Origin of the sequence: Mucilaginibacter sp. 5C4 (genome assembly GCF_034345625.1) — a bacterium.
Lineage (GTDB): Bacteria > Bacteroidota > Bacteroidia > Sphingobacteriales > Sphingobacteriaceae > Mucilaginibacter > Mucilaginibacter aurantiaciroseus.
On sequence record NZ_CP133775.1, the window covers coordinates 1,269,958 to 1,291,729 of the forward strand.

Annotated in this window: 20 protein-coding genes; 13 read left to right on the plus strand and 7 right to left on the minus strand. The window is 37.9% G+C overall.

Annotation, left to right across the window (positions count from 1 at the left end; all coding sequences use genetic code 11):
* Positions 1–13 precede the first annotated feature (13 nt).
* The 4 genes from RHM67_RS05910 to rfbA all read left to right on the plus strand — a co-directional run bounded on the left by RHM67_RS05910 (position 14) and on the right by rfbA (position 3,271).
* Positions 14–325, plus strand: coding sequence for a DUF3467 domain-containing protein (locus RHM67_RS05910; RefSeq protein ID WP_252757939.1), 312 nt, complete (start codon positions 14–16; stop codon positions 323–325).
* A 152-nt stretch (positions 326–477) separates the two neighbouring features.
* Positions 478–1,413, plus strand: coding sequence for a GDP-L-fucose synthase (fcl, locus tag RHM67_RS05915; protein WP_322231176.1), 936 nt, complete (start codon positions 478–480; stop codon positions 1,411–1,413).
* 31 nt (positions 1,414–1,444) lie between these two features.
* Complete coding sequence (rfbD, locus tag RHM67_RS05920) at positions 1,445–2,308, plus strand: dTDP-4-dehydrorhamnose reductase (protein WP_416182867.1); 864 nt, start codon at positions 1,445–1,447, stop codon at positions 2,306–2,308.
* A 105-nt stretch (positions 2,309–2,413) separates the two neighbouring features.
* Positions 2,414–3,271 carry a glucose-1-phosphate thymidylyltransferase RfbA gene (gene rfbA / locus RHM67_RS05925; RefSeq protein WP_322231178.1) on the plus strand — a complete coding sequence of 286 codons (858 nt, stop codon included), beginning with the start codon at positions 2,414–2,416 and terminating at the stop codon, positions 3,269–3,271.
* Between the two features lie 52 nt (positions 3,272–3,323).
* On the opposite strand, the gene RHM67_RS05930 is transcribed toward rfbA, so the two are convergent.
* The 7 genes from RHM67_RS05930 to RHM67_RS05960 all read right to left on the minus strand — a co-directional run bounded on the left by RHM67_RS05930 (position 3,324) and on the right by RHM67_RS05960 (position 10,492).
* Complete coding sequence (locus RHM67_RS05930) at positions 3,324–4,805, minus strand: N,N-dimethylformamidase beta subunit family domain-containing protein (protein WP_322231179.1); 1,482 nt, start codon at positions 4,803–4,805, stop codon at positions 3,324–3,326.
* 97 nt (positions 4,806–4,902) lie between these two features.
* The gene (miaA, locus tag RHM67_RS05935) at positions 4,903–5,832 is read right to left on the minus strand and encodes a tRNA (adenosine(37)-N6)-dimethylallyltransferase MiaA (protein ID WP_322231180.1); all 930 of its coding nucleotides are present in this window, start codon (positions 5,830–5,832) and stop codon (positions 4,903–4,905) included.
* Between the two features lie 53 nt (positions 5,833–5,885).
* On the minus strand, positions 5,886–6,533 hold the full coding sequence (locus RHM67_RS05940) for an IS1096 element passenger TnpR family protein (protein ID WP_322231181.1): 648 nt from the start codon (positions 6,531–6,533) through the stop codon (positions 5,886–5,888).
* A gap of 35 nt (positions 6,534–6,568) precedes the next feature.
* Complete coding sequence (locus RHM67_RS05945) at positions 6,569–7,981, minus strand: CCA tRNA nucleotidyltransferase (protein WP_322231182.1); 1,413 nt, start codon at positions 7,979–7,981, stop codon at positions 6,569–6,571.
* Positions 7,982–8,036: 55 nt separating this feature from the next.
* Positions 8,037–8,603 carry an L-threonylcarbamoyladenylate synthase gene (locus RHM67_RS05950; RefSeq protein ID WP_322231183.1) on the minus strand — a complete coding sequence of 189 codons (567 nt, stop codon included), beginning with the start codon at positions 8,601–8,603 and terminating at the stop codon, positions 8,037–8,039.
* Complete coding sequence (locus RHM67_RS05955) at positions 8,596–9,582, minus strand: glycosyltransferase family 9 protein (protein WP_322231184.1); 987 nt, start codon at positions 9,580–9,582, stop codon at positions 8,596–8,598. The genes RHM67_RS05950 and RHM67_RS05955 overlap by 8 nt, the downstream gene beginning before the upstream one ends.
* 94 nt (positions 9,583–9,676) lie before the next feature.
* A complete protein-coding gene (locus RHM67_RS05960) occupies positions 9,677–10,492 on the minus strand; it encodes a 2,3,4,5-tetrahydropyridine-2,6-dicarboxylate N-succinyltransferase (RefSeq protein WP_322231185.1) in 816 nt (271 codons plus the stop codon).
* Between the two features lie 80 nt (positions 10,493–10,572).
* Here RHM67_RS05960 and RHM67_RS05965 point away from each other — a divergent pair, with 80 nt between their 5' ends.
* The 9 genes from RHM67_RS05965 to RHM67_RS06005 all read left to right on the plus strand — a co-directional run bounded on the left by RHM67_RS05965 (position 10,573) and on the right by RHM67_RS06005 (position 21,772).
* Entirely contained in the window at positions 10,573–10,965 is a 393-nt protein-coding gene (locus RHM67_RS05965) for an RNA-binding S4 domain-containing protein (protein ID WP_322231186.1), read from the plus strand.
* A gap of 225 nt (positions 10,966–11,190) precedes the next feature.
* Positions 11,191–12,009, plus strand: coding sequence for a polysaccharide biosynthesis/export family protein (locus RHM67_RS05970; RefSeq protein WP_322231187.1), 819 nt, complete (start codon positions 11,191–11,193; stop codon positions 12,007–12,009).
* Between the two features lie 19 nt (positions 12,010–12,028).
* Positions 12,029–14,356 carry a GumC family protein gene (locus tag RHM67_RS05975; RefSeq protein WP_322231188.1) on the plus strand — a complete coding sequence of 776 codons (2,328 nt, stop codon included), beginning with the start codon at positions 12,029–12,031 and terminating at the stop codon, positions 14,354–14,356.
* Positions 14,357–14,438: 82 nt separating this feature from the next.
* Complete coding sequence (locus RHM67_RS05980) at positions 14,439–15,749, plus strand: nucleotide sugar dehydrogenase (protein ID WP_322231189.1); 1,311 nt, start codon at positions 14,439–14,441, stop codon at positions 15,747–15,749.
* 20 nt (positions 15,750–15,769) lie between these two features.
* The gene (locus tag RHM67_RS05985; RefSeq protein WP_322231190.1) at positions 15,770–16,747 is read left to right on the plus strand and encodes an SDR family oxidoreductase; all 978 of its coding nucleotides are present in this window, start codon (positions 15,770–15,772) and stop codon (positions 16,745–16,747) included.
* 38 nt (positions 16,748–16,785) lie between these two features.
* Complete coding sequence (locus RHM67_RS05990; protein ID WP_322231191.1) at positions 16,786–18,138, plus strand: lipopolysaccharide biosynthesis protein; 1,353 nt, start codon at positions 16,786–16,788, stop codon at positions 18,136–18,138.
* The gene (locus RHM67_RS05995) at positions 18,138–19,397 is read left to right on the plus strand and encodes an O-antigen ligase family protein (RefSeq protein ID WP_322231192.1); all 1,260 of its coding nucleotides are present in this window, start codon (positions 18,138–18,140) and stop codon (positions 19,395–19,397) included. Before RHM67_RS05990 ends, RHM67_RS05995 begins: the two co-directional genes overlap by 1 nt.
* Entirely contained in the window at positions 19,384–20,583 is a 1,200-nt protein-coding gene (locus RHM67_RS06000) for a glycosyltransferase family 4 protein (protein WP_322231193.1), read from the plus strand. Before RHM67_RS05995 ends, RHM67_RS06000 begins: the two co-directional genes overlap by 14 nt.
* Positions 20,576–21,772, plus strand: a complete 1,197-nt coding sequence (locus tag RHM67_RS06005) for a glycosyltransferase (RefSeq protein WP_322231194.1) — start codon at positions 20,576–20,578, stop codon at positions 21,770–21,772. The genes RHM67_RS06000 and RHM67_RS06005 overlap by 8 nt, the downstream gene beginning before the upstream one ends.

Consider the following 21,772-nt stretch of genomic DNA (forward strand, 5'->3'; position numbering starts at 1 on the left):
TTTTTATACCATTATGGAAGAACAAAGCGAAAACCAGATCAACATTGAGCTTACCGAAGAGGTAGCCGAAGGTGTATATGCCAACCTGGCCATTATAACCCATTCCAGTTCGGAGTTTGTGCTAGATTTTATCCGTGTAATGCCCGGTGTACCAAAGGCGAAAGTAAAATCGCGCATCATACTTACGCCCGAACACGCAAAACGTTTGTTAGCCGCTTTAGAAGATAATTTAGAAAAGTTTGAGGCCGCTAATGGTCGCATCAAAATCCAGAACGAACCAACTGGTTTCCCGATGAACTTTGGCGGAACAATGGGGCAGGCGTAGGACGGAAGTTAATGTATCATAGTTGATAGTTCATAGTGTTTTGAGCACTATTATGAGATGATTTATCGACTATTAATCCTATCCACAGGTGACCTACAGTTCGCGGTATCAATTTTTTACTATGAACTATGAACCATCAACTATTAACTAAAATGCATAAAGACGATAAAATATATATTGCCGGGCACCGGGGGATGGTGGGTTCTGCCATTATGCGGAAACTGCAGGCCGAGGGTTTTACAAACTTTGTAACCCGTACCTCAGCCGAACTCGACCTGCGCGACCAACCTGCTGTATGCGCTTTTTTTGAACAGGAAAAACCCGATTACGTTTTTTTGGCGGCAGCCAAAGTAGGGGGCATTGTTGCCAATAATACCTACCGTGCGGAGTTTTTATATGATAACCTGCAGATCCAAAATAACATCATTAATTCGGCCCATCTAAATAACGTCACAAAACTGATGTTTTTGGGCTCGAGCTGTATCTATCCAAAACTGGCGCCCCAACCCCTGCATGAAGATGCATTGTTAACTGGTTTACTTGAACCAACCAACGAGCCATACGCGATTGCCAAAATAGCCGGTATTAAAATGTGCGATGCCTACCGCGCGCAATACGGCAGTAACTTTATATCGGTTATGCCAACCAATTTATATGGGTACAACGATAACTATCATCCGCAAAATTCGCACGTGTTGCCGGCATTGATCCGCAGGTTTCATGAAGCTAAAGAGGCTGGCACGCCCGAGGTTGTTATTTGGGGAAGCGGCTCGCCGTTACGCGAGTTTTTATTTGCTGATGATTTGGCCGAGGCCTGTTACTATCTGATGCAAAACTTTGACGAAGCCGGTTTCATCAACATCGGCAGCGGTAAAGAGATAACCATAAAAGACCTTGCCCTGCTTATCAAAAAAATAGTTGGCTACCAAGGTGAGTTAACCTTTGATAGCAGTAAACCCGATGGCACGCCACGCAAACTAATGGATGTATCAAAACTGGCGGAAAAAGGCTGGTCTTATAAGACAGAGTTAGAAGAAGGCATCAAACTTGCATACCAGGATTTTTTGGTAAAACATGTTGAGCGATAACAGGTTAGTATATCAAACCTCACAATATATTATGAGTAAAATAATCGTTTTTGGTGCTTCGGGACAGTTGGGGCAATGTTTTAAAAAACTTGTTGTTGATAAAGGTTTAGATCATTTCATCTTCCCCGAAGAAGGCGAAGCCAATATATTAGATGTTGAAGGCTTGGAGAAGCTGTTTGCAGCACTTCAACCCAGTTACGCCATAAATTGCGCTGCATACACTGCTGTAGATAAAGCCGAAGACGATGCCGAAACCGCCGCTAAAGTAAATGTAAACGGGGTAGAAAACCTGGCAAGATTATGCAGCAAATACGATGTTACGCTTATTCATACCTCTACCGATTTTGTATTTAAAGGCGATAGATCATCACCGTTAAAAGAAGACAGCGAAGCAAAGCCTGTTAGCGTTTACGGCCAAACCAAACTAGATGGCGAGCGTGTTATCCCGCATTTGCTTGATAAGTATTTCACCATACGTACGGGTTGGTTATATTCTGAATTTGCCAACAACTTTGTAAAAACCATGCTTAAGCTTGGCGCCGAACGAGACGAACTTAAGGTAATTGCCGACCAGGCAGGTACACCTACGTACGCTATAGATCTGGCGGAGACTATAATACATATTATTCAGTCGGACAGCACTGCTTACGGCATTTACCATTACAGTAACGAAGGCATTGCCTCCTGGTACGATTTCGCGAAAGCGATCTTCGAACTCTCGGGCACCGATGTAAAAGTGATACCCGTGCCAACCAGCGAATACAAGACCCGCGCGGTAAGGCCGGCCTACTCGGTAATGGATAAAACGAAAGTGAAACAAACATTTGGCCTGCAAATTCCGTATTGGAGAGAAAGCCTTGCAATTTGCATCGGCAGGCTTAAACAACAAAATTAATTAGAGGCTTTTAATAGTCTTACGATACGTAAAGTTGATAGGAAATCACTAATTCAGTAACTCACTATCCCGATAGCTATCGGGACACAAAATCACTAATTAAAAATGAAAGGTATCATATTAGCAGGCGGATCGGGCACAAGGCTTTACCCTATAACTAAGGCCATAAGTAAGCAGTTGATGCCTATTTATGATAAGCCGATGATTTACTACCCGCTCTCGGTTTTAATGCTGGCCGGTATAAACGAAATCCTGATCATCACCACTGCCGAGGATAACCCCGGTTTTGTGCGCCTTTTAGGTACCGGGGAGGAGATTGGCTGTCGCTTTGAGTATGCTATACAGGAAACCCCGAACGGACTTGCCCAGGCTTTTGTTATTGGCGAGCAATTTATTGGCGATGATAAGGTTGCGTTAGTTTTGGGCGATAACATTTTCTACGGATCGGGCTTTAGCAAGCTTATCCAAAGCTTTAATGATGTAAATGGCGCGGCTATATTTGCCTATCCGGTAGCGGATCCCGAGCGTTATGGGGTAGTGGAATTTGATAAAGACAACATCGCCATATCTATCGAAGAAAAACCGCTGAAACCAAAATCGAAATTTGCTGTTCCGGGATTGTATTTTTACGATAATAGTGTTGTAAAGATAGCTAAAAATATTGACCCATCGCCACGTGGCGAGTACGAGATAACCGACGTAAACCGTGTTTACCTGGAGCAGGGCAACCTGCATGTAGGTGTAATGGATAGGGGCACAGCATGGCTTGATACAGGTACATTCGACTCGTTAAGCGATGCCACCGAATTTGTGCGCGTGATTGAAAAACGCCAGGCTAAAAAGATAGGTTGTATCGAAGAAGTAGCCTACCTAATGGGTTATATAAATGCCGAACAATTACAGGTATTGGCCAATAAGTATATTAAGAGTGGTTATGGCCAATATTTACAACAGCTGGTCTAATATTTTTTAAATCAGCTGTTGTAATAATTTGTAGCGTTATAGCCTTGGGTGCTTAGCTTGTGAAAAGCGTAGCATCGCTTAAGGATTTATCGATCATGTTTTTGGTGATTTGACAAATTTTATTAGCATCATCGCCACCCATACCTGTAGGAGAACACCAATTCATTGTCGCAACGTTTACCACGGTACCAGAACTAGCAGTTTTTTTAAATACAATAAAAGTTGCTAACCCATTTTTTTGAGGTCCGCCTGTAGCAAAATCGAACGCAAGAAGTTCAACTTTATTAAATTGAAGAACTTTATTATCAATTACCGGTATTTCTGATGAGCCTGGCAGAATAGTCTTTACCACAGGGGCGCCATCTACCTCGTATGACGGAAGCTTAATAATATCACCGTTTTTCAAATTTAAGCCTTCAAATAATGGTGAACTTGCGTTAGTAACTTTAAAACCGTTCCATCTATTTGGCAGTTGATTAGCATACCCCCCACCGTTCCAATCTGCACCGATACTTTGTGTTATAGGATATTTTAAAATGTCGTCGGACCAGTGTATAGTTGAGTAAACAGAGTTTCCTATAGGGTCATAAGCCGCATCCTTTGTGCAAATCATTAATGTTTTGTTTTGTGCATACCTTACTTGCCACCACATCGTATTACCGGATAATACCAACATATTTTTACCAGATGCAACAAACATATCTGCATTGATCCTCGCTTTTCGCGTCCAATATTCACTATGCCCTATTATAATTAATGTTTTTGAATTTGCAATTACATTGTAGTCTTCAAGATCGGTATCAACAATATAATTTATTGAGTATGACTGCATATTAGCCCATTTTGTAAAACCGGTAGTGTAATCAGTCGGAAACTGAAAATATCTTTCAAATGATACTACGGTTGATCTATCTGAATGGGTAGGGCCATAAAGAGACTTGCCGCCACAAATATTGTAGGCATTGTCTGTGTTCATAGGATAAACAACTGTCAAATCAGTGTTTTTGATTTTGCTTTTACAAATTATAATAATTTTTTCATGAACATTATTACCAGTTAATATTTTGTAAACCCCGCTTTTTAAATTTACTGGTAAAGTAAAAGTTGTGGTTTTATTAAATAGAAAACCGTTTTTCCATGGCTTTGTGTTATTAATACTTTGCCTTTCTATGGATGTTGAAAAGCTATATACTTGTTTCCCTGCAATATCAGTTAAAATAATAAGTTTACTTTCACTTTTAGGGCCAGTAAGATACAGGATTACATCGTCGCCCGGATAATATGAAGTTTTATCACTATATCCATAAGTCAGTAACGAAAAATATCCAGGAAGTGTTGCTATAGCAGGTCCTAACTCAGTTGCACCGTATAGCTCCAGATCATACACAGTAGGCGGTATAACGTGTGGGGTAGTTCCGTTTGTAGTTGGTATAGTAGTACTTGGTTTTGGATCAGATTTTTTGCAGCCAACAAGCACAAGAAAAGCTGACAAAGAACTAATAAAGGCTCTTCTGTTAATAGTAGGAGGTGTCATTAATTTATTATATATATTAGACTGCTAAGATATATAATAATCAAGTCATTAGAAAGCAAAATTTCTTTAAACTATAAACAATAAATATCAAGTTAATTCAATGTTCTAGCAATGTTAACATCATGTTAGGTATGGTCCAAATTATATCTTTATCTTTACGGAACCAAGTTAGCTGCCTTTTGGCGAAGCGGCGGGTGTTTTGTTTGATCTTATCAATTGCCGTGTCCATATCGGTTTTGCCATCAAAAAAGTCGAACAGTTCTGAATAACCCACTGTATTTAGCGCATTGTACCGGCGAAACGGCTTAAGAGCGGCCACTTCTTCTAACAAGCCATCTTTCACCATAAGATCCACGCGGCGGTTTATCCTGTCGTATAATTGTTCGCGGGGCATATCCAACCCAAACTTAATGATATTGAAGGGGCGTTTATGTGTTTTAGCTGTACGAAATGATGATATTGGGTTGCCTGTAGCTTCAAACACCTCCAGCGCTCTTATAACCCGTTGTGGGTTGCTGATATCTACTTCGGCGTAATATACGGGGTCGGCTTTTTTTAATCGTTCCTGGAGGGCTGCAATGCCGTTAGTGGCGAGTTCGGTATTGAGGCGGTCGCGAATATTAGGATCAGCGGTTGGCAATTCATCAAAGCCTTCTGTAATGGCACGGATATATAAGCCTGAGCCGCCTGCCATAATAACGACATCATGCTTTTCAAAAAGCTCCGTTAATAATTTCATTCCCTCGCGCTCAAAATCGCCGACAGAGAATGGTTCGGTAATACTATGCGAATTAATAAAATAATGTGGGGCTGCGGCTAACTCTTCATCGGTAGGTTTAGCCGTGCCGATAGACATTTCACGGAAAAATTGCCTGGAGTCAGCAGAAACAACAACTGTATTATAATGCTGCGCCAAACTAATAGCCGCCGCGGTTTTACCCGAGGCCGTAGGGCCGGCAATTACAATAAGGGTTTTATTATTTAAAGGTTCATGGTTCATAGTTGATAGAATCATGATCGCTGCCATGTTTAATATTTTAGGGTTTTACTATGAACCATGAACTACAGGCCATCAGCTAATTAATAGTCGTCGCGGCCGGGTTTATCTTCATCTTCAAATTCGGCATCATCACCAAACCCAAATTCGTCTTCTTCTTCCTCGTTGTCAACTTTCTTTTCAACAGTATCTTCAACACCGTTGTCGGTAACTTCAGAAAACTCATCGGCATCATCATGGTTGTAGGCCATCTCGTTAAGGAAATCGAAATCGCCGTCAGGTGCCTCAACGGCTTCCACAGCAGGGTTAAATACATTGCCAAATTGCCTTGGCGCCTCACCAACCGAACGTACAACAGTAGGGTAGGTAACACCAGGTGCGTCGTCAAGGATGATCTTCATCAACTCTACATGGAAATCAAAAGGCCTGTCGAAATTGAAGGTATAGTAGAATTTTTGATGCGGATCGTCAATAAAACTGCTCAGCTTTATTTTTTCCATCAAAGGGATCTTACGGTCGATACGTTTTTGGTTTGGCATGTAGGTGATCTCTTCACCCTTCATCCATTGGTCGTTACTGATGTAAAAAGAAGACGCAAAATCAGGGCTGTAACCGGTGCTCTGGTGTATTGCCTTGTGAAGATCCTCGAATGTTTGGTTAGATTTTACATCGATATCCCGGGAAACGTCGTCATAATCTTCAAAAGTAACCCTGAACCTGTATAGTGCCATTTTTAAGTAATTTTTGTAAAAGTAGTAATGATAAATTAATTTGTGCTCGCCACAACTTTCAAGCCAATTTCTTGCCCTTTTGCAATTGTAAAGTTTATTGCAGCTTCGCGCTCGTTTGGTATCTCACCTTCCAGTATCGCTTCGCGGATCTTATTTTTGATGATCCCTACCTCGCGGCCCTCGCCAATACCAAAAAGCTGCATAATATCCAGCCCGGTAACCGGCGGCTGCCAGTTACGGATGTTGTCGCGTTCTTCAACGGCTTTCAACTTTTGTTGTACCAGTTCAAAGTTGTTGCGGTACTTTTTAACCTTATATTCATTTTTGGTGGTGATGTCTGCTTTGCATAGCAGCATTAACGCTTCAATATCATCGCCGGCCTCAAATAGCAGCCTGCGCACGGCAGAATCCGTTACAATAGATTGCGACAGTACAATAGGGCGTAAGTGCAGTTGTACCAGCTTTTGCACCAACTTCATTTTTTCGTTAAGCGGCAGTTTCAACTGCGCGAAGATCTTGGGAACCATGCGCGCGCCTTTATCCTCATGCCCATGGAACGTCCATCCGTGGCTTGGTTCGAAGCGTTTGGTAGGGGGTTTTGCAATATCATGCAATATAGCCGACCAGCGCAGCCAAAGGTCGTCGGTAGCTTCGCAGATGTTATCAAGCACCTGCAGAGTATGGTAAAAGTTGTCTTTATGTCCTTTTCCGTTTATGATCTCTACGCCGTAAAGCGCAACCATCTGCGGGAAAATGATATTCAGCATCCCCGTATCAAACAAGTAGTTAAAACCTATTGATGGTTTGGGCGACAGGATGATCTTGTTCAGTTCATCGGTTATGCGTTCCTGCGACACAATCTTTATGCGGTGCAGGTTGCTTTTGATGGCGGCTATAGCCTCGTCGTCAATTTTAAAATCGAGCTGACTGGCAAAACGGATCGCGCGCATCATCCGCAACGGGTCGTCAGAAAAAGTTTCGACCGGATTTAGGGGCGTGCGAATGAGTTTTGCCTCCAAATCAGCAATTCCTTCAAATGGGTCTATTAATTCCCCAAATTGTGAACTATGAAGGGCGATTGCGAGTGCATTTATGGTGAAATCGCGACGCTTTTGATCGTCCTCCAAAGTGCCATTTTCAACAATAGGCTTACGCGAATCGGACCGGTAACTTTCCTTACGGGCACCTACAAATTCAACTTCAACATCCTGGTAGCGCAGCATGGCTGTACCAAAATTCTTAAATACAGACACCTTAACATTTAGCTTTGCGGCAACAGCCTCGGCAAACGCTATCCCGTTCCCTAAAATTACAATATCAATGTCTTTAGAAGGGCGGTTAAGGAAAATATCGCGCACGTAACCGCCTATTGCATAAGCCTCTACGTTTTGTTCGGCAGCAAGTTTAGAAATAACAGAAAATACCGGATGTTGCAGGTGTTGTTTCATAAGGATGCTGCGAACAGGCTTGTATTACGCCGCAAATTTAGCGATTATATAAAAATTAACGGCGGATAAATTCGAAACCGCCATTTGGATTCAACCGCATAATGGTTGATGGCTTCTTAATTTCGGTGCTATATTGTTCAATGTCAACCACATAATTAACACCATCAATAATATCCTGGTCTATTTTTCCAAAATATTCTGGTGATGGCAGGCCACTTATATTGGCCGATGTGCTTACCAAAGGTTTGCGTAAACGCTGTATTAGTTGCTGGCAAAATGGGTGACTTGTCACTCTTACGCCAACACTACCATCCTCAGCAATCAAAGCCGAAGAGATGTTCTTAGCGCCAGGCATCACCAGTGTTAACGGGCTTTCAGCATATTCTATCAGGTCGTAAGCAATATCGGGTACTTCGTTGATATAGGTTTGCAGTTTATTGTCGATATCCAGCAGGATGATCATGCTTTTACTTTCTTCGCGTTGTTTAAGGGCGTAGATCTTTTTAACGGCTTCGGTATTGGTGGCATCGCAGCCAATACCCCATATGGTATCGGTAGGGTATAGGATAATGCCACCATCCTGCACAATTTTTAGTGCCTTGTTTACTTCGTCTTTAAGCATGATTGAGGTGCAAACTTAATGCTTTTATTATTTTTATTTCATCAAGCATTTCCATGCACCTTGGTACACCGTATAATTCGCAGGTATTGCGCACACAGGGCTCACATTTCAGCTTGCCGTAACGAATAACTTGAAGGTTCTGTTTGTTGTAGGGCGCGGTGTTGGTTTCATCGCCCGCGCCAAACAATACTACAGTAGGCGCACCAACAGCATTTGCTAAATGTGCCGGACCCGAATCCGTTGTCAAAACAGCTTTGCTGTTGGCCATGGTTCCGGCGAGGTCTTTTAAATTGGTTTTGCCGGCAATGTTTTGTAACCTGTCGGGATTATCAAGTCCAATTAATAAATCATCTATAAAGGAAGCCTCTTTTGGGGAGCCAACAAAAGCAAAGGTTATATCTTTAAAGGTATTGGTTAACGTGTTAATAATATCGCGTCCTTTTTTTAACGGCATCCTGCGCGATGAAGCTTCTGAGTTAAAGTTGATAATAACTGTTTCTTTAGTATCAGTAGATTTATCTACTTTTAAGTTAACCTGCCTTTCAGCGATGGTTTTTCCTTCGAATTGTTCCAACAAGTAAACGTACTCATCCACCCGGTGCAGGTTAGCAGGTTTATTAAAAGATCGCGTTAGCAAAAATATGCCGCCTTCTTTATTAAACCCTATGCGCCGCTTAGCGCCACTGGCCCAGGCTAGTACCAAGGAGGATAGGGAATGCGGCAGGTTAAAAAAAATGTCGTACCGCTCTGCACGCAAGGTTTTACCAAAGCGATAAACACCGCCAAGGCCATTGTATTCCTGTTTTGAGAAGAGATGGATCTTGTTTAAACCGAGGATAAGTGAGGCAATGCCGCCCAGTTCTTTTTTGATGATAACATCGATTGACCCATCGGGATAAAGCTGGCGCACTGCATGGATGAACGCTGTGCTCATAACCACATCCCCAAGCCAGTTGGGCAGGCGAATCAGGATTTTCATGTATAAGCCCCCTCTAAATCTCCCCCGGAAGGGGACACTTTATTAGAAAGCCCTCCCTTCCGGGGAGGGTGGGGAGGGGCTTCTAATCTCATACTTAAACTGCTACGTTATTCTCCCTTAAAGCATCGTTAAGCGATGTCTTTTTATCGGTAGATTCTTTACGTTTGCCAATTATAAGAGCACAAGGCACCTGGTACTCGCCGGCAGGGAATTTTTTAGTGTACGAGCCGGGTATAACTACCGAACGGGCCGGTACACGGCCTTTATATTCAATTGGCTCGGGGCCGGTTACATCAATAATTTTGGTAGATGCTGTTAAAACCACGTTAGCGCCTAACACAGCTTCGCTTTCCACGTGTACACCCTCAACTACAATAGCACGTGAACCAAGGAAACAGTTATCCTCAATAATTACAGGGGCTGCCTGTACCGGCTCTAACACGCCACCAATACCAACACCACCGCTAAGGTGAACATGCTTGCCAATTTGCGCGCATGAACCTACAGTAGCCCAGGTATCAACCATTGTGCCTTCATCAACATAAGCACCAATGTTTACATACGAGGGCATCATAATAACACCTTTAGCCAGGTATGCACCGTAACGGGCAACACCGAGCGGCACTACGCGCACCCCAAGTTCCTTATAATTGGTTTTAAGTTTCATTTTGTCATGAAAGACAAACTGGCCGAATTTAATTTCTTCCATAGTGCGGGTAGGGAAGTATAATATAACGGCTTTTTTGATCCAGTCGTTAGTATGCCAGCGGCTGCCAATCAGTTCGGCAACACGTATCTCACCTTTATCAAGGCGCTCAATAACGGTATTTATGGCATTAATGTAGTCGTTTTCACTTAAAAGGGTGCGGTTATCCCAGGCATCCTCAATCATTTTTTTAAGGTCGATCATTACAGAATTTAAATTTTGTCAAATTAAAGGAATTTTAAGGAGATTTGCTTGATTGTAGTATCAAGAATATAGAGAGCGCCATGGCTGAGAAAGAAAAATTAAGAATTGATAAGTATTTATGGTCTATCCGTGCGTTTAAAACGCGCACTTTGGCATCTGATGCCTGTAAGGCCGGCCGGGTTAAACTGGCGGGTAATAATATTAAACCATCGCACGAGGTAAAGGTGGACGAAGTGTATACTGTTTCAAAAGGCCCGGATAAACGTGTGCTTAAAGTTACCGGTTTATTGGAAAGCCGCACCGATGCTAAAAACGCCGTAATGTTTTATGAGGATGTGACGCCTGAGGAAGAAACAACCGCTTTTAAATCAATGTTCCATGCGCCGCTATTAACTCGCGACAGGGGTACCGGCCGCCCTACAAAGCGCGACCGCCGCGAAATTGACGACCTAAAAGACGATTTTTTTAATTAAATAAAACAATTATCTTGTTAATATGTTTATATCTCGCATTCAAACAAGTATTTAATAAAGTGCTATGTTTAATTGGTATTTGGCTGTGTTTTATTTTGAAAATGACGCTAATCCATTTGTATTATTTTAATACAAAGCAACCGCGTTTAAGCCGAAGTTGCTTATTTAACATTGGTTTAATTAATAAAAAAATCTACTTTTGCGCTAAATACCACTGAATATCACATGAAAAAAAATATCTACTTTAATTTTTTTTTGATACTGTCTGTTATTTCTGTTTTGACATCTTGTGTTAGTCGAAAACAAATAGCATATTTTCAAAAAGGCATTGGTCAAATGGATACGATTGCTGTAGCTGAAGCTTATATACCTAAAATCCAGCCGGCTGATATACTTGCCATTAATATTGGTTCTCTTAACCCGATGGCGAGTAGTTTTTTTAATCCATATTCATCACTGCCTACAAGCCCAAATACTGATGCTAATTCGGTAACTCAGATACCCGGATCCAACACTTCCACACAAAACGTAGCCCCAGGTTTACTTGTTGACCCTGCAGGCAATATTGAATTACCGCTTGTTGGGTCTATAAAAGTTGCGGGTTTAAATACTTCTGAAGCTAGGGATCTTATAAAAGAACGCCTAAAAACTTACTTAAAAGAACCTACTGTAAATGTTCGGTTTCTTAACTATAAAATATCTGTAATGGGCGAAGTTGCCCGACCATCTGTATATGTTATACCAAATGAGAAAATAACACTTCCTGAAGCCCTAAGTATGGCAGGTGACCTTACAATTTTTGCTAATCGCGGAAACGTACTAATTATCCGCGACAATGATGGGAGGAAAGAATTTGGTACCGTTAATTTAAGCACGCGTGAACTGTATACTTCCCCTTATTATTACCTACATACTAACGATGTAGTATATGTAGAACCAGGCAAAGGAAAAATAGCACAGTCAGATAAAGTTTATCAGATATTACCTGTGTTATTAAGCGCACTTTCATTCATATCTATCATTTTTGTTTACGCACGTCGATAATCTTTTTATTATCTAATAAATGACCAATCTCACCGAGGACATAGAATTTTTTGAAAAACATCAAAACGAGCCAAATTTCAGAGAATTTTTTTTTAAATATTTATCTTATTGGAAATGGTTCGCATTTTCATTGACTATTGCAATACTTTTGGGCTATGCCTATATAAGATTTAGTACACCTTTATATAAAATCGAAACGGATCTTTTAATAAAAGATAATAAGGGTAATTTAGGAGGGCAAAATGATCTTCTAAAAGATTTAAATCTTTTTTCTTCCGATAAGATAATTGATAATGAAGTTCAAATCTTAAAATCTAAAACTATTTTAAAGAAAGCTGTTTTAGGATTAAATCTACAAAGTTCTTATTATAGTACTTTAGGTGTCAGGCGACATGAAATATACGCTGATATTCCTTTTAAAGTTGAATTAATGAAACCAGCATCCTGGGTTGATTATACTGTTATTTATCAGATGCGGTTATTAAATCCTAATCAGATAGAAATTAATAGTAAAAATTACGCCATTGATAAGCCAATTAAGATAGATGCCGGGATAATTTTGATTACCCCTAACCCCGGTACCAAATACTCTCCTAAAAGTATTGTTGAGATTAAATTCAACAATGTAGACGACTTAATCGATCAATATACTAATGCTATAAATGTTTCTCCGGTTAGTAAGCAAGGAACCGCACTTATTATCACACTTGAATCACCTATACCCGAAAAGGGAGAGAATATATTAAACAGGTTGGTATTTGAGTATAATAAAGCTGCTGTTGAAGACAAAAATAAAGTAACTGCCACCACTTTGGCATTCATTAACGACAGACTAAATAAATTGCAAAATGAATTGGGTACTGCTGAAAAAAAGGTGGAAAATTATAAATCAGGCAATCAAATAACGGATATCAGCGCTCAATCGCAAATTTTTTTAGAGACGGTTCAAGGTAATGACAGTGAGCTAAGTAAGGTAAATATTAAGCTTAGTTTGTTGAAAAACATGGAAGATTATCTGCAAAATGTACTTAGCGAACATAGTAGCGTACCATCTATGTTAGGTATCGAAGATCCTGTATTACTTGGTTTAGTAAGCCAATTAGGCGAAATTCAACTTAAAAAGCAAAGTTTATTACAAACAATACCTGACACCAACCCCGTTATTATTTCTTTAAATGATCAAATAAAAACGTTGGTTTCTTCAATAGGTCAATCAGTACAAAATACAAAGGCCGGTTTACTTAGTACCAAAAGATTTTTAGAAAATAAGAATGCATCATTTCAGGGAATTATTAGTAATGTACCTGCTAAGGAACGCGGGTTGATAGATGTTATGCGCCAACAAGAAATTAAAAACAATTTGTTTACTTATTTATTGCAAAAACGTGAGGAAACAGAAATTTCTTTAGCCTCTACAGAGGCAGATAGCCGAACGATTGATGACGCAAAAAGTTCAAGGAACCCCGTAAAACCTATAAAACAATTAACATTTTTGGTATTCATAATTCTGGGAATAGTAATTCCGGTAATTATTATTTATATAAAGGATATTTTGAACTTTAGAATATCCAAAAGATCTGATGTTGAAAGTGTTACAAGCGTACCTATATTATCAGAAATATCGCATTCTGACGATTCATCAGCGTTACTTGTTGCAAGTAAACCCCGATCAATGGTGGCGGAACAGATTAGGGCTTTAAGAACAAATCTTAACTTTATTATTCCTCAAGCAACTCAAAAAGTTTTATTATTTACATCCAGCATAAGTGGTGAAGGTAAATCTTTTATTTCGCTTAATTTAGGTGGAAGTTTGGCTATGTCAGGAAAAAAAGTTATAATCCTCGAACTTGATCTTCGCAAACCCAAATTGCACGCGGGATTGGAGATTAATAATGCAAAGGGCTTATCGAATTATTTGATAGGCGAAATTTCCAGCAAAGAGGTTATAAAAAGAATCCCTCAGCAAGAAAATTATTACATTATTACTTGTGGTCCTATCCCGCCTAACCCTGCAGAGTTGCTTTTAAATGGCAAGATCAAGACTCTTATAGATGAGTTAAGAGAAAACTTTGATTATATATTATTAGATGCTCCGCCAGTAGGCCTGGTAACAGATGCCCAAATATTGGCTCCGTATGTAGATGCTACACTCTATATAGTACGTCATAATTATACAGCAAAAGCTCATATCCGTAATTTAGAAAATTTAAATCGCACAAAGAAGTTTTCGAATCTTAGCATGGTAATGAATTCTATTGATAATAAAGGCGGATATGGATATGGATATGGATATGGATATGGATATGGATATGGATATGGGTATGGAGGTTATTATCAAGAAGAGTAAATCCTATAAGAAAAATTATTTTTGTAAGGATATTTATAACGTTAAAATACCGTTTGGATTGAAATTATAACTAGCTATATATATGTCAACTAATAAGATTAATCAACAAGAAAAAAATAGAGTTGCAGTAATAGGCCTAGGTTATGTAGGACTACCTCTGGCTGTTGAATTTGCAAAAAAATATAAGGTTGTAGGTTTGGATATAAACCAAAAACGTATAACCGAACTAAGCAACGGACATGACGCTACACTAGAAGTTGATGATGAATTACTTGGCTCTGTTTTATCAAAATTTCATAATAGTGGAATAGGATTATCTTTTAGCAGTAGCCTGGATAAAATCGCTGATTGTAATATTTACATTATAACTGTTCCAACCCCTGTTGACAAGAATAATCGCCCAGATCTTACCCCGTTATATAAAGCCAGCGAGAGCATAGGTAAGGTGTTAAAAAAAGGTGATATTGTAATATATGAATCAACCGTATACCCGGGTGTTACGGAGCATGAGTGTGTACCTGTGCTTGAAAAAATATCAGGATTGAAATTCAATATCGATTTTTTTGCTGGGTATTCTCCTGAACGTATTAATCCTGGAGATAAAGAGCACACAGTTTCTAAAATTCTTAAAATAACTTCCGGCTCGACACCGGAAACGGCGGATATTGTTGATCGCTTATATAATTCAATTATCACAGCGGGTACTTATAAAGCCCCTTCAATAAAGGTTGCAGAAGCCGCAAAAGTCATTGAAAACGCACAGCGTGATATTAATATCGCTTTTGTTAATGAATTAGCTAAGATATTTAATCGCTTAGGTATAGATACAGATGAAGTTTTACAGGCGGCCGCTACGAAATGGAACTTCTTAAAATTCAAACCTGGTCTTGTTGGCGGGCATTGCATCGGCGTTGACCCGTATTATCTGGCTCAAAAAGCACAAGAAGCGGGGTATCATCCCGAAATTATTTTAGCTGGCCGCCGATTAAATGATGGCATGGGAGAGTATATTGCACACGAGGTTATCAAACTGATGATTAAACAGGAGATCCCCGTGAAAAATTCCGAAATACTTGTATTAGGAATAACGTTTAAAGAAAACTGCCCGGATGTAAGAAATACCAAGGTAATAGATATTTTAAATACGTTGAAGGGTTACAATACTAATATTACCGTATACGATCCCTGGGCAGACCCCGCTGAAGTTGAACATGAGTATGGTTGGAAATCAACAAAAGTAATAGTTGCCGAGCAACTATATGACACCATTATCCTTGCTGTATCACATAATGAGTTTGTAAGTTTAGATATCCAATCATTATGTAAAAATAATAATGTAGTTTACGATGTAAAAGGCATTTTACCTAGAAACAGCGTATCTGCAAGGCTTTAATATTTAATTTTATACATAAAATGTATAACACCCCCTACCATACCCGAGATTTAAGTAATATATCTTTTCTAATTACCGGTGGCGCCGGTTTTATAGGGTCTAATATTGCAGAATACCTTTTAAAATACGGTGCAAAAAAGGTCAGAGTTTTAGACAACTTTTCTACAGGGTATAAAAAAAATATTAAGCCATTCTTAGCAAACCCAGCTTTTGAACTTATAGAGGGCGACATCAGGGATATTGAAGTATGCAGGAACGCGGTAAATGGTATAGATTGCGTATCTCATCAAGCAGCTTTAGGGTCAGTACCGCGTTCTATTAATGATCCTGTAACAACCAATGATGTAAACATAAGCGGCTTTTTAAATATATTGCTGGCAAGTAAGGATGAAGGCATAAAGTATTTTGTATATGCAGCAAGTTCAAGCACGTATGGTGATCATCCCAGCTTACCCAAGGTAGAAGATAAAATTGGCAATCCGCTATCGCCATATGCAGTTACAAAGTATGTAAATGAATTATACGCATCGGTTTTTTCCAGAACATACAACTTTCATACAATAGGTTTGAGGTACTTTAATGTTTTTGGCCCACGACAAAATCCTAGTGGTGCATACGCTGCTGTAATACCATTGTTTATAAATGCTGCTGCAAAAAAGGAAATAGTAACCATAAACGGTGACGGACAAACTAGCCGCGACTTTACATTTATTGAAAATGTTGTACAAGCAAATATTAAAGCACTTTTAATTGAGCCCAAAAACCATGAAGTTATTAATATTGCTGTTGGCGAACGAACAACGCTTAACCAGTTGTGGGCATACATATGCAATTTGAATAATGTTAATATAGAACCAAATTATCAACAAGAACGCCGTGGCGATGTGAAACATAGTTTAGCTAATATACAAAAAGCTGAGAGTCTGATAAACTACAAGCCCCAAATATCTGTTAAAAAGGGCCTCGAGATTGCTGTAGTATGGTATGCACAGCAATAGCTGCTACTAAAAGTAATTAGCAACTTCATAAGTAAAAAATGATTAAACTGATAAAAAAAATAAAGAATATCAGTGATGAAAGATACAAACAGGCAATAAAAACCTCAACGATTTCTTTTTTAGCACAAGGTATACAAATGCTAACGGCCCTTATAAGTGTACCGTTAGTTTTAAAAGCTGTAGGGAATGAAAGGTATGGCCTTTGGATGACCTTATCATCAATATTACTATTTGTGACGTTCTCCGATTTTGGTATGGGTATAGGCATGCAAAATATTATGTCATACGCAAAAGCCGAAAATGATGAAAATAAGCTTACTAAAGCGTTTGCTACAACATTAGCATTTGGTGGAGTTATATTTACAATATTGATAGCAATATCTTATTTGGTATTGCCATTTATAAATTTGGCTACAATATTTAAGTATCAGGATAATAGTATCGCATCAGAAATTTTACCTACAACGCAATCTGTATTTTTAGTATTGTCATTTGGTATCATTTCGGGATTAGTTCAACGTGTTTTTGATGCATATCAGCAGGGTTATTATTCACGCATTATATTGGTAATATCCAGGGTCATATCATTGGCTTTATTGTTTTGGGCGGTAAAAACTAATCAGTCTCTTTCTATTATCATATTGGTATCAAGTGGTTTGCCAAATTTAATGCTTGCAATTGGTGTATTTTTATTGTATCGAAAGTACCCTTACCTTATATTCCAGTTTAAAAACGTCGATAAAGTATTATTTAAAAGAATTTTTAGAACTGGTATTGTAGGCCTTGGAGCGGCTATAGCAATTTTTTTGGTAAGCAGTATTACCCCGATGATAATTTCATCAAATTACGGATTGAAAGAAAGTGCTAAATATCTTGTGTTAATGCGTTTGTTAAACTTTATTATACTGTTTGTTAATATGGTGTTTATGCCACTGTGGCCTGCCGTATCAGATGCTTACTCAAAACAGGATACTGTTTGGCTTAATACTTTATATAAAAGAATTAACCGGTTATTTATTCAAATTAGTATACCCATATTTTTACTGCTAATTTTTAGCAGTAAATGGCTGATACTGTTATGGACACATAATTACGCTGTATTACCATCTTTTCAGATGACCGTTTTTTGTGTGTTTTTTATCATATTATCGATATGGAATACAATTATATGTGTTTTTTTAAATGGTATGTCTCTTTTTAAGGGCCAGGCAACATATGGTGTTTTAATAGCGGCGGTATCAATATTCGCGGTATACATACTAAAAAAATATATTGATCCATCAGGTGTTGTGTTAATAATTACAATAGGTATGTTGATACGCTGTATTTATTTAAATTATGAACTAAAAAGCACAATGGACAAACGGTTTAAATTAGATGAACAAATATAATGAGTGTACAAGCGCGCTCTAAGCAGCCTGTGGGGTGGATTCCTTCCTTTTTGATTTTAGCTATAATGGCTTTAACCGGGTTCGAGTTTTTTTATAGAGCACAAAATTATTTGCTGGTGCCTGTTTTTGTAATTTCCGGAATATTCTTTACTAAAAAAGGGTACAGAATTAGCGAAGGCTTGCTTGTTATACTTATTCCATTTTTTATATTATCTCTAATTCAAACAATTTTAGGGTATAATAAAAACATTTTAACATCAATATCACTATTAGTCGCTTTTTTGACGTATGGTTTTATATCAAAAGTAGTTGGGGATAAATTCATACATGTGTATATAAAACTTGTATTGATTTTTAGTATCATTAGCCTTATCTTTTTTCCGTTGACTTATGTTGAGCCATTTATGGCCATAATAAGTACTAAGATTGCGCCTATGTTTAAATCATTAAATGATAATAATAATGATTTAGCCATTGGCGAAGAAAACAGAAATATTATAATTTATAATTTTAAAAATTATGCGTCATTATATAATCGTAATTCAGGGCCCTTTTGGGAGCCCGGTATGTTTGCTGTATTTATAAATGTTGCGTTATTTTTTAATATAGTAATTAGCAAAAAGCTCATTAATATTCGTAACATTATCCTTATAACTACAATTGTAACTACATTTTCCACAACAGGTTATATAGCACTTATTTTTATTTTTTTAGTTTATTCCATCTTTTATTCAAACTCCAAATTAAGCCTGCTATATGTGCTGGCTATTGTTATTGCTTCTATTTATATTGCCAACCTTGATATATTAAAGACCAAAATATTAAATCAATATTCTGATAAAACAGGTGCTAGCCGTTTTGGTGCTACATTAATTCATTATCAGGTAATCAGTGAATATCCTTTTACAGGCGTAGGTGATGGTGCTTCAAGATATATTGCAGATTTGACCGATGCCGAGTCTACTGCCAACGGGCTTACTTTTGTTTTTGTAAAATATGGCGTTATATATGGATTGCTTTACTATATAGTTTTGTGCCGATCCTGTATATATATCATGGGGGCTTATTCAAATAAAAAAATCATTGGGTATAGCCTCTTTGTGCTTTTGCTGATACTTGCCTTTTCTCAGGATATAACGGTGCGCCATTTTTATTTTTTTATTATAATATGGGGGACAATTGTTATGGCTCCTAATGTGCGGTTAAAACAAATTAGTAGAAGGTTGAAATATTATCAAAAGCAAAGTGTCTCCCAATAAATTAAAAAGGATTGCAATAATATGCGGCTATTCATTCCCGGATGGGTTAGCACCAACCAACCGTATACTAACTTATTCTAAGGGGTTGGTTGAATTGGCTGTTAAGGTTGATATTTTTATTTACTTTCCTACTGATAGCATAGAAAAAAAATTACCCGTTAACGGAAGTGTTAATGGTATTAATTACCATTACCCTGGTTCTCGATCGTACCCTTCAAATAAGCTTATTAGAAAACTTAGCCATATTTTTTATTGTTATAAGGCCATTAGGGTACTAATAAAAGAAAATCGGAAGGAAAAATTTGACGTAGCCATTATTAGCTCAGATTGGTTTAGGATATTGTATGCATTTATTCCTGCCCTGAAAACAATCGGGTTGAAAATTGTGTTTATCGCAGATGAGTTTCCCGTACCTATTAGACTTTACTTAAAAACAAGTATATCATTTTGGCGCAAATTATTGTTTAAAAATAGTTTGAAATTTGTATCTGGAATGATTTTCATGACTCAATCTCTAAAAGAATTTTATAACGGCATAGTCAAAAAAAATAGCTTCATACTACCCAGTGTGGTAGATATCTCAAAGTTTACAGATGTCCGTGATACACATGAAAATAAAAAACATTTGTGTTACATGGGCAATATGGAACTGTCTAAAGATAACGTAGACAATATTATAGATGCCTTTTATCTAATAGCTGATAAATTTATAGATATTGAATTTCATCTCTACGGAGCACCGTCGCAAATTGATAAAGCAAAGTTAATAGCCTTGATAAAAAAATACAATTTAGAGAAAAGAATATTATTTAAAGGTAAAGTTAATAATAATGAAGTGCCGTTTATATTAAAAAACAGCTATATACTCGTATCCTCTCAACCTGATACGAAAAGAGCTGCTGGCGGATTCCCGACGAAACTGGGTGAATATATGGCAGTGGGAGTACCAACACTACTTACTGCCGTAGGCGAGATACCTAACTATATTACTAACGGGGTTAACGGGTGGTTAGCCAAACCTAATGACCCACAAGATTATGCAGTGAAACTTAAATACATTATTGAGAACTATCCTGCGGCATTAGAAGTTGCAGATAAAGCGAAAAAATATGTCAATGATAACTTTGATTATAAATTTCAATGTGCAAAGCTATTACAGTTTTTAAATAACATTGTTAATGAATAATCAAAAACAGATACTATATATAGGCGGGTTTGAGCTACCTGATAAAAATGCAGCCGCACAACGTGTTATTGCTAACGGAAAGGCATTCAGAGATCTTGGATATTCTGTTTACTATTTAAGCTCCGATCGTGCAGTTAGTAAGATAACGAAGTTGGAAGATACTAAAGATATTTTTGAGGGGTTTACATATTATCGATTAAAGTATCCAGTAAATACTATTGATTGGTTTTTGTATATGCTAAGTATAAATGATGTAAAGTCAATAATGGATTTACTCAATAACTTGAAGTTTATTGTGGCTTACAATTACCCTGCTATTGCGCTTTTAAGATTAAAATATATATGTGAAAAGAATAATATAGCCCTTATCTCAGATTGTACAGAATGGTATGTGCCACAAGGAAACATACTTTTTAAGATTGTAAAAGGTGCTGATACGTTTTTAAGAATGAGAGTTGTGCAGCGCAAACTTGACGGTGTTATTGCCATAAGCAAGTATCTATATGATTATTATGCACCCCGTATGAAAAATGTAATCCAGTTGCCTCCAATGGTAGATTTGGCATCAGTGAAATGGGCGGCCAATGTTTTAAAGGATGAAGATGACGCTATCAAACTTGTTTACGCAGGCTCGCCGGGTGTGGGGGCAAAAGATAGAATAGATATAATAATTAGTACATTAAGTACAATAAGAGTTAGCATAAAAAATAAACTATTATTAAACGTTATTGGTTTAACAAAGGAACAATATCTGAATAGTTTTAACAAACAGCCACCTATAAATGATATTGATAAATTTGTTTCTTTTAAGGGAAGGCTGTCTCATGAGGATGCCCTTATGCAAGTAAAAAGAGCTGATTATGCCATATTTATCAGGGATAATAATTTGGTTAATACAGCTGGTTTTCCAACCAAGTTTGTGGAAGCTTTTTCATGCGGAATACCTATACTTGCAAACGCATCAAGTAACATTACAGATTACTTAAAAAATGGAGAAACCGGATACGTTTTAGACACTACTAATACTCGTTTATTTTGTAACTCACTAATAATACCGTTATCACTAAACAAGTTCCAAATTAGTACTATGAAAAATAATATTTTAAAAAAACGACTGTTTGATTATAAAAATTATTTAACACCTATCAGTAGTTTTCTAGACAGCGTATCTAAAGATAATCATAGCTAA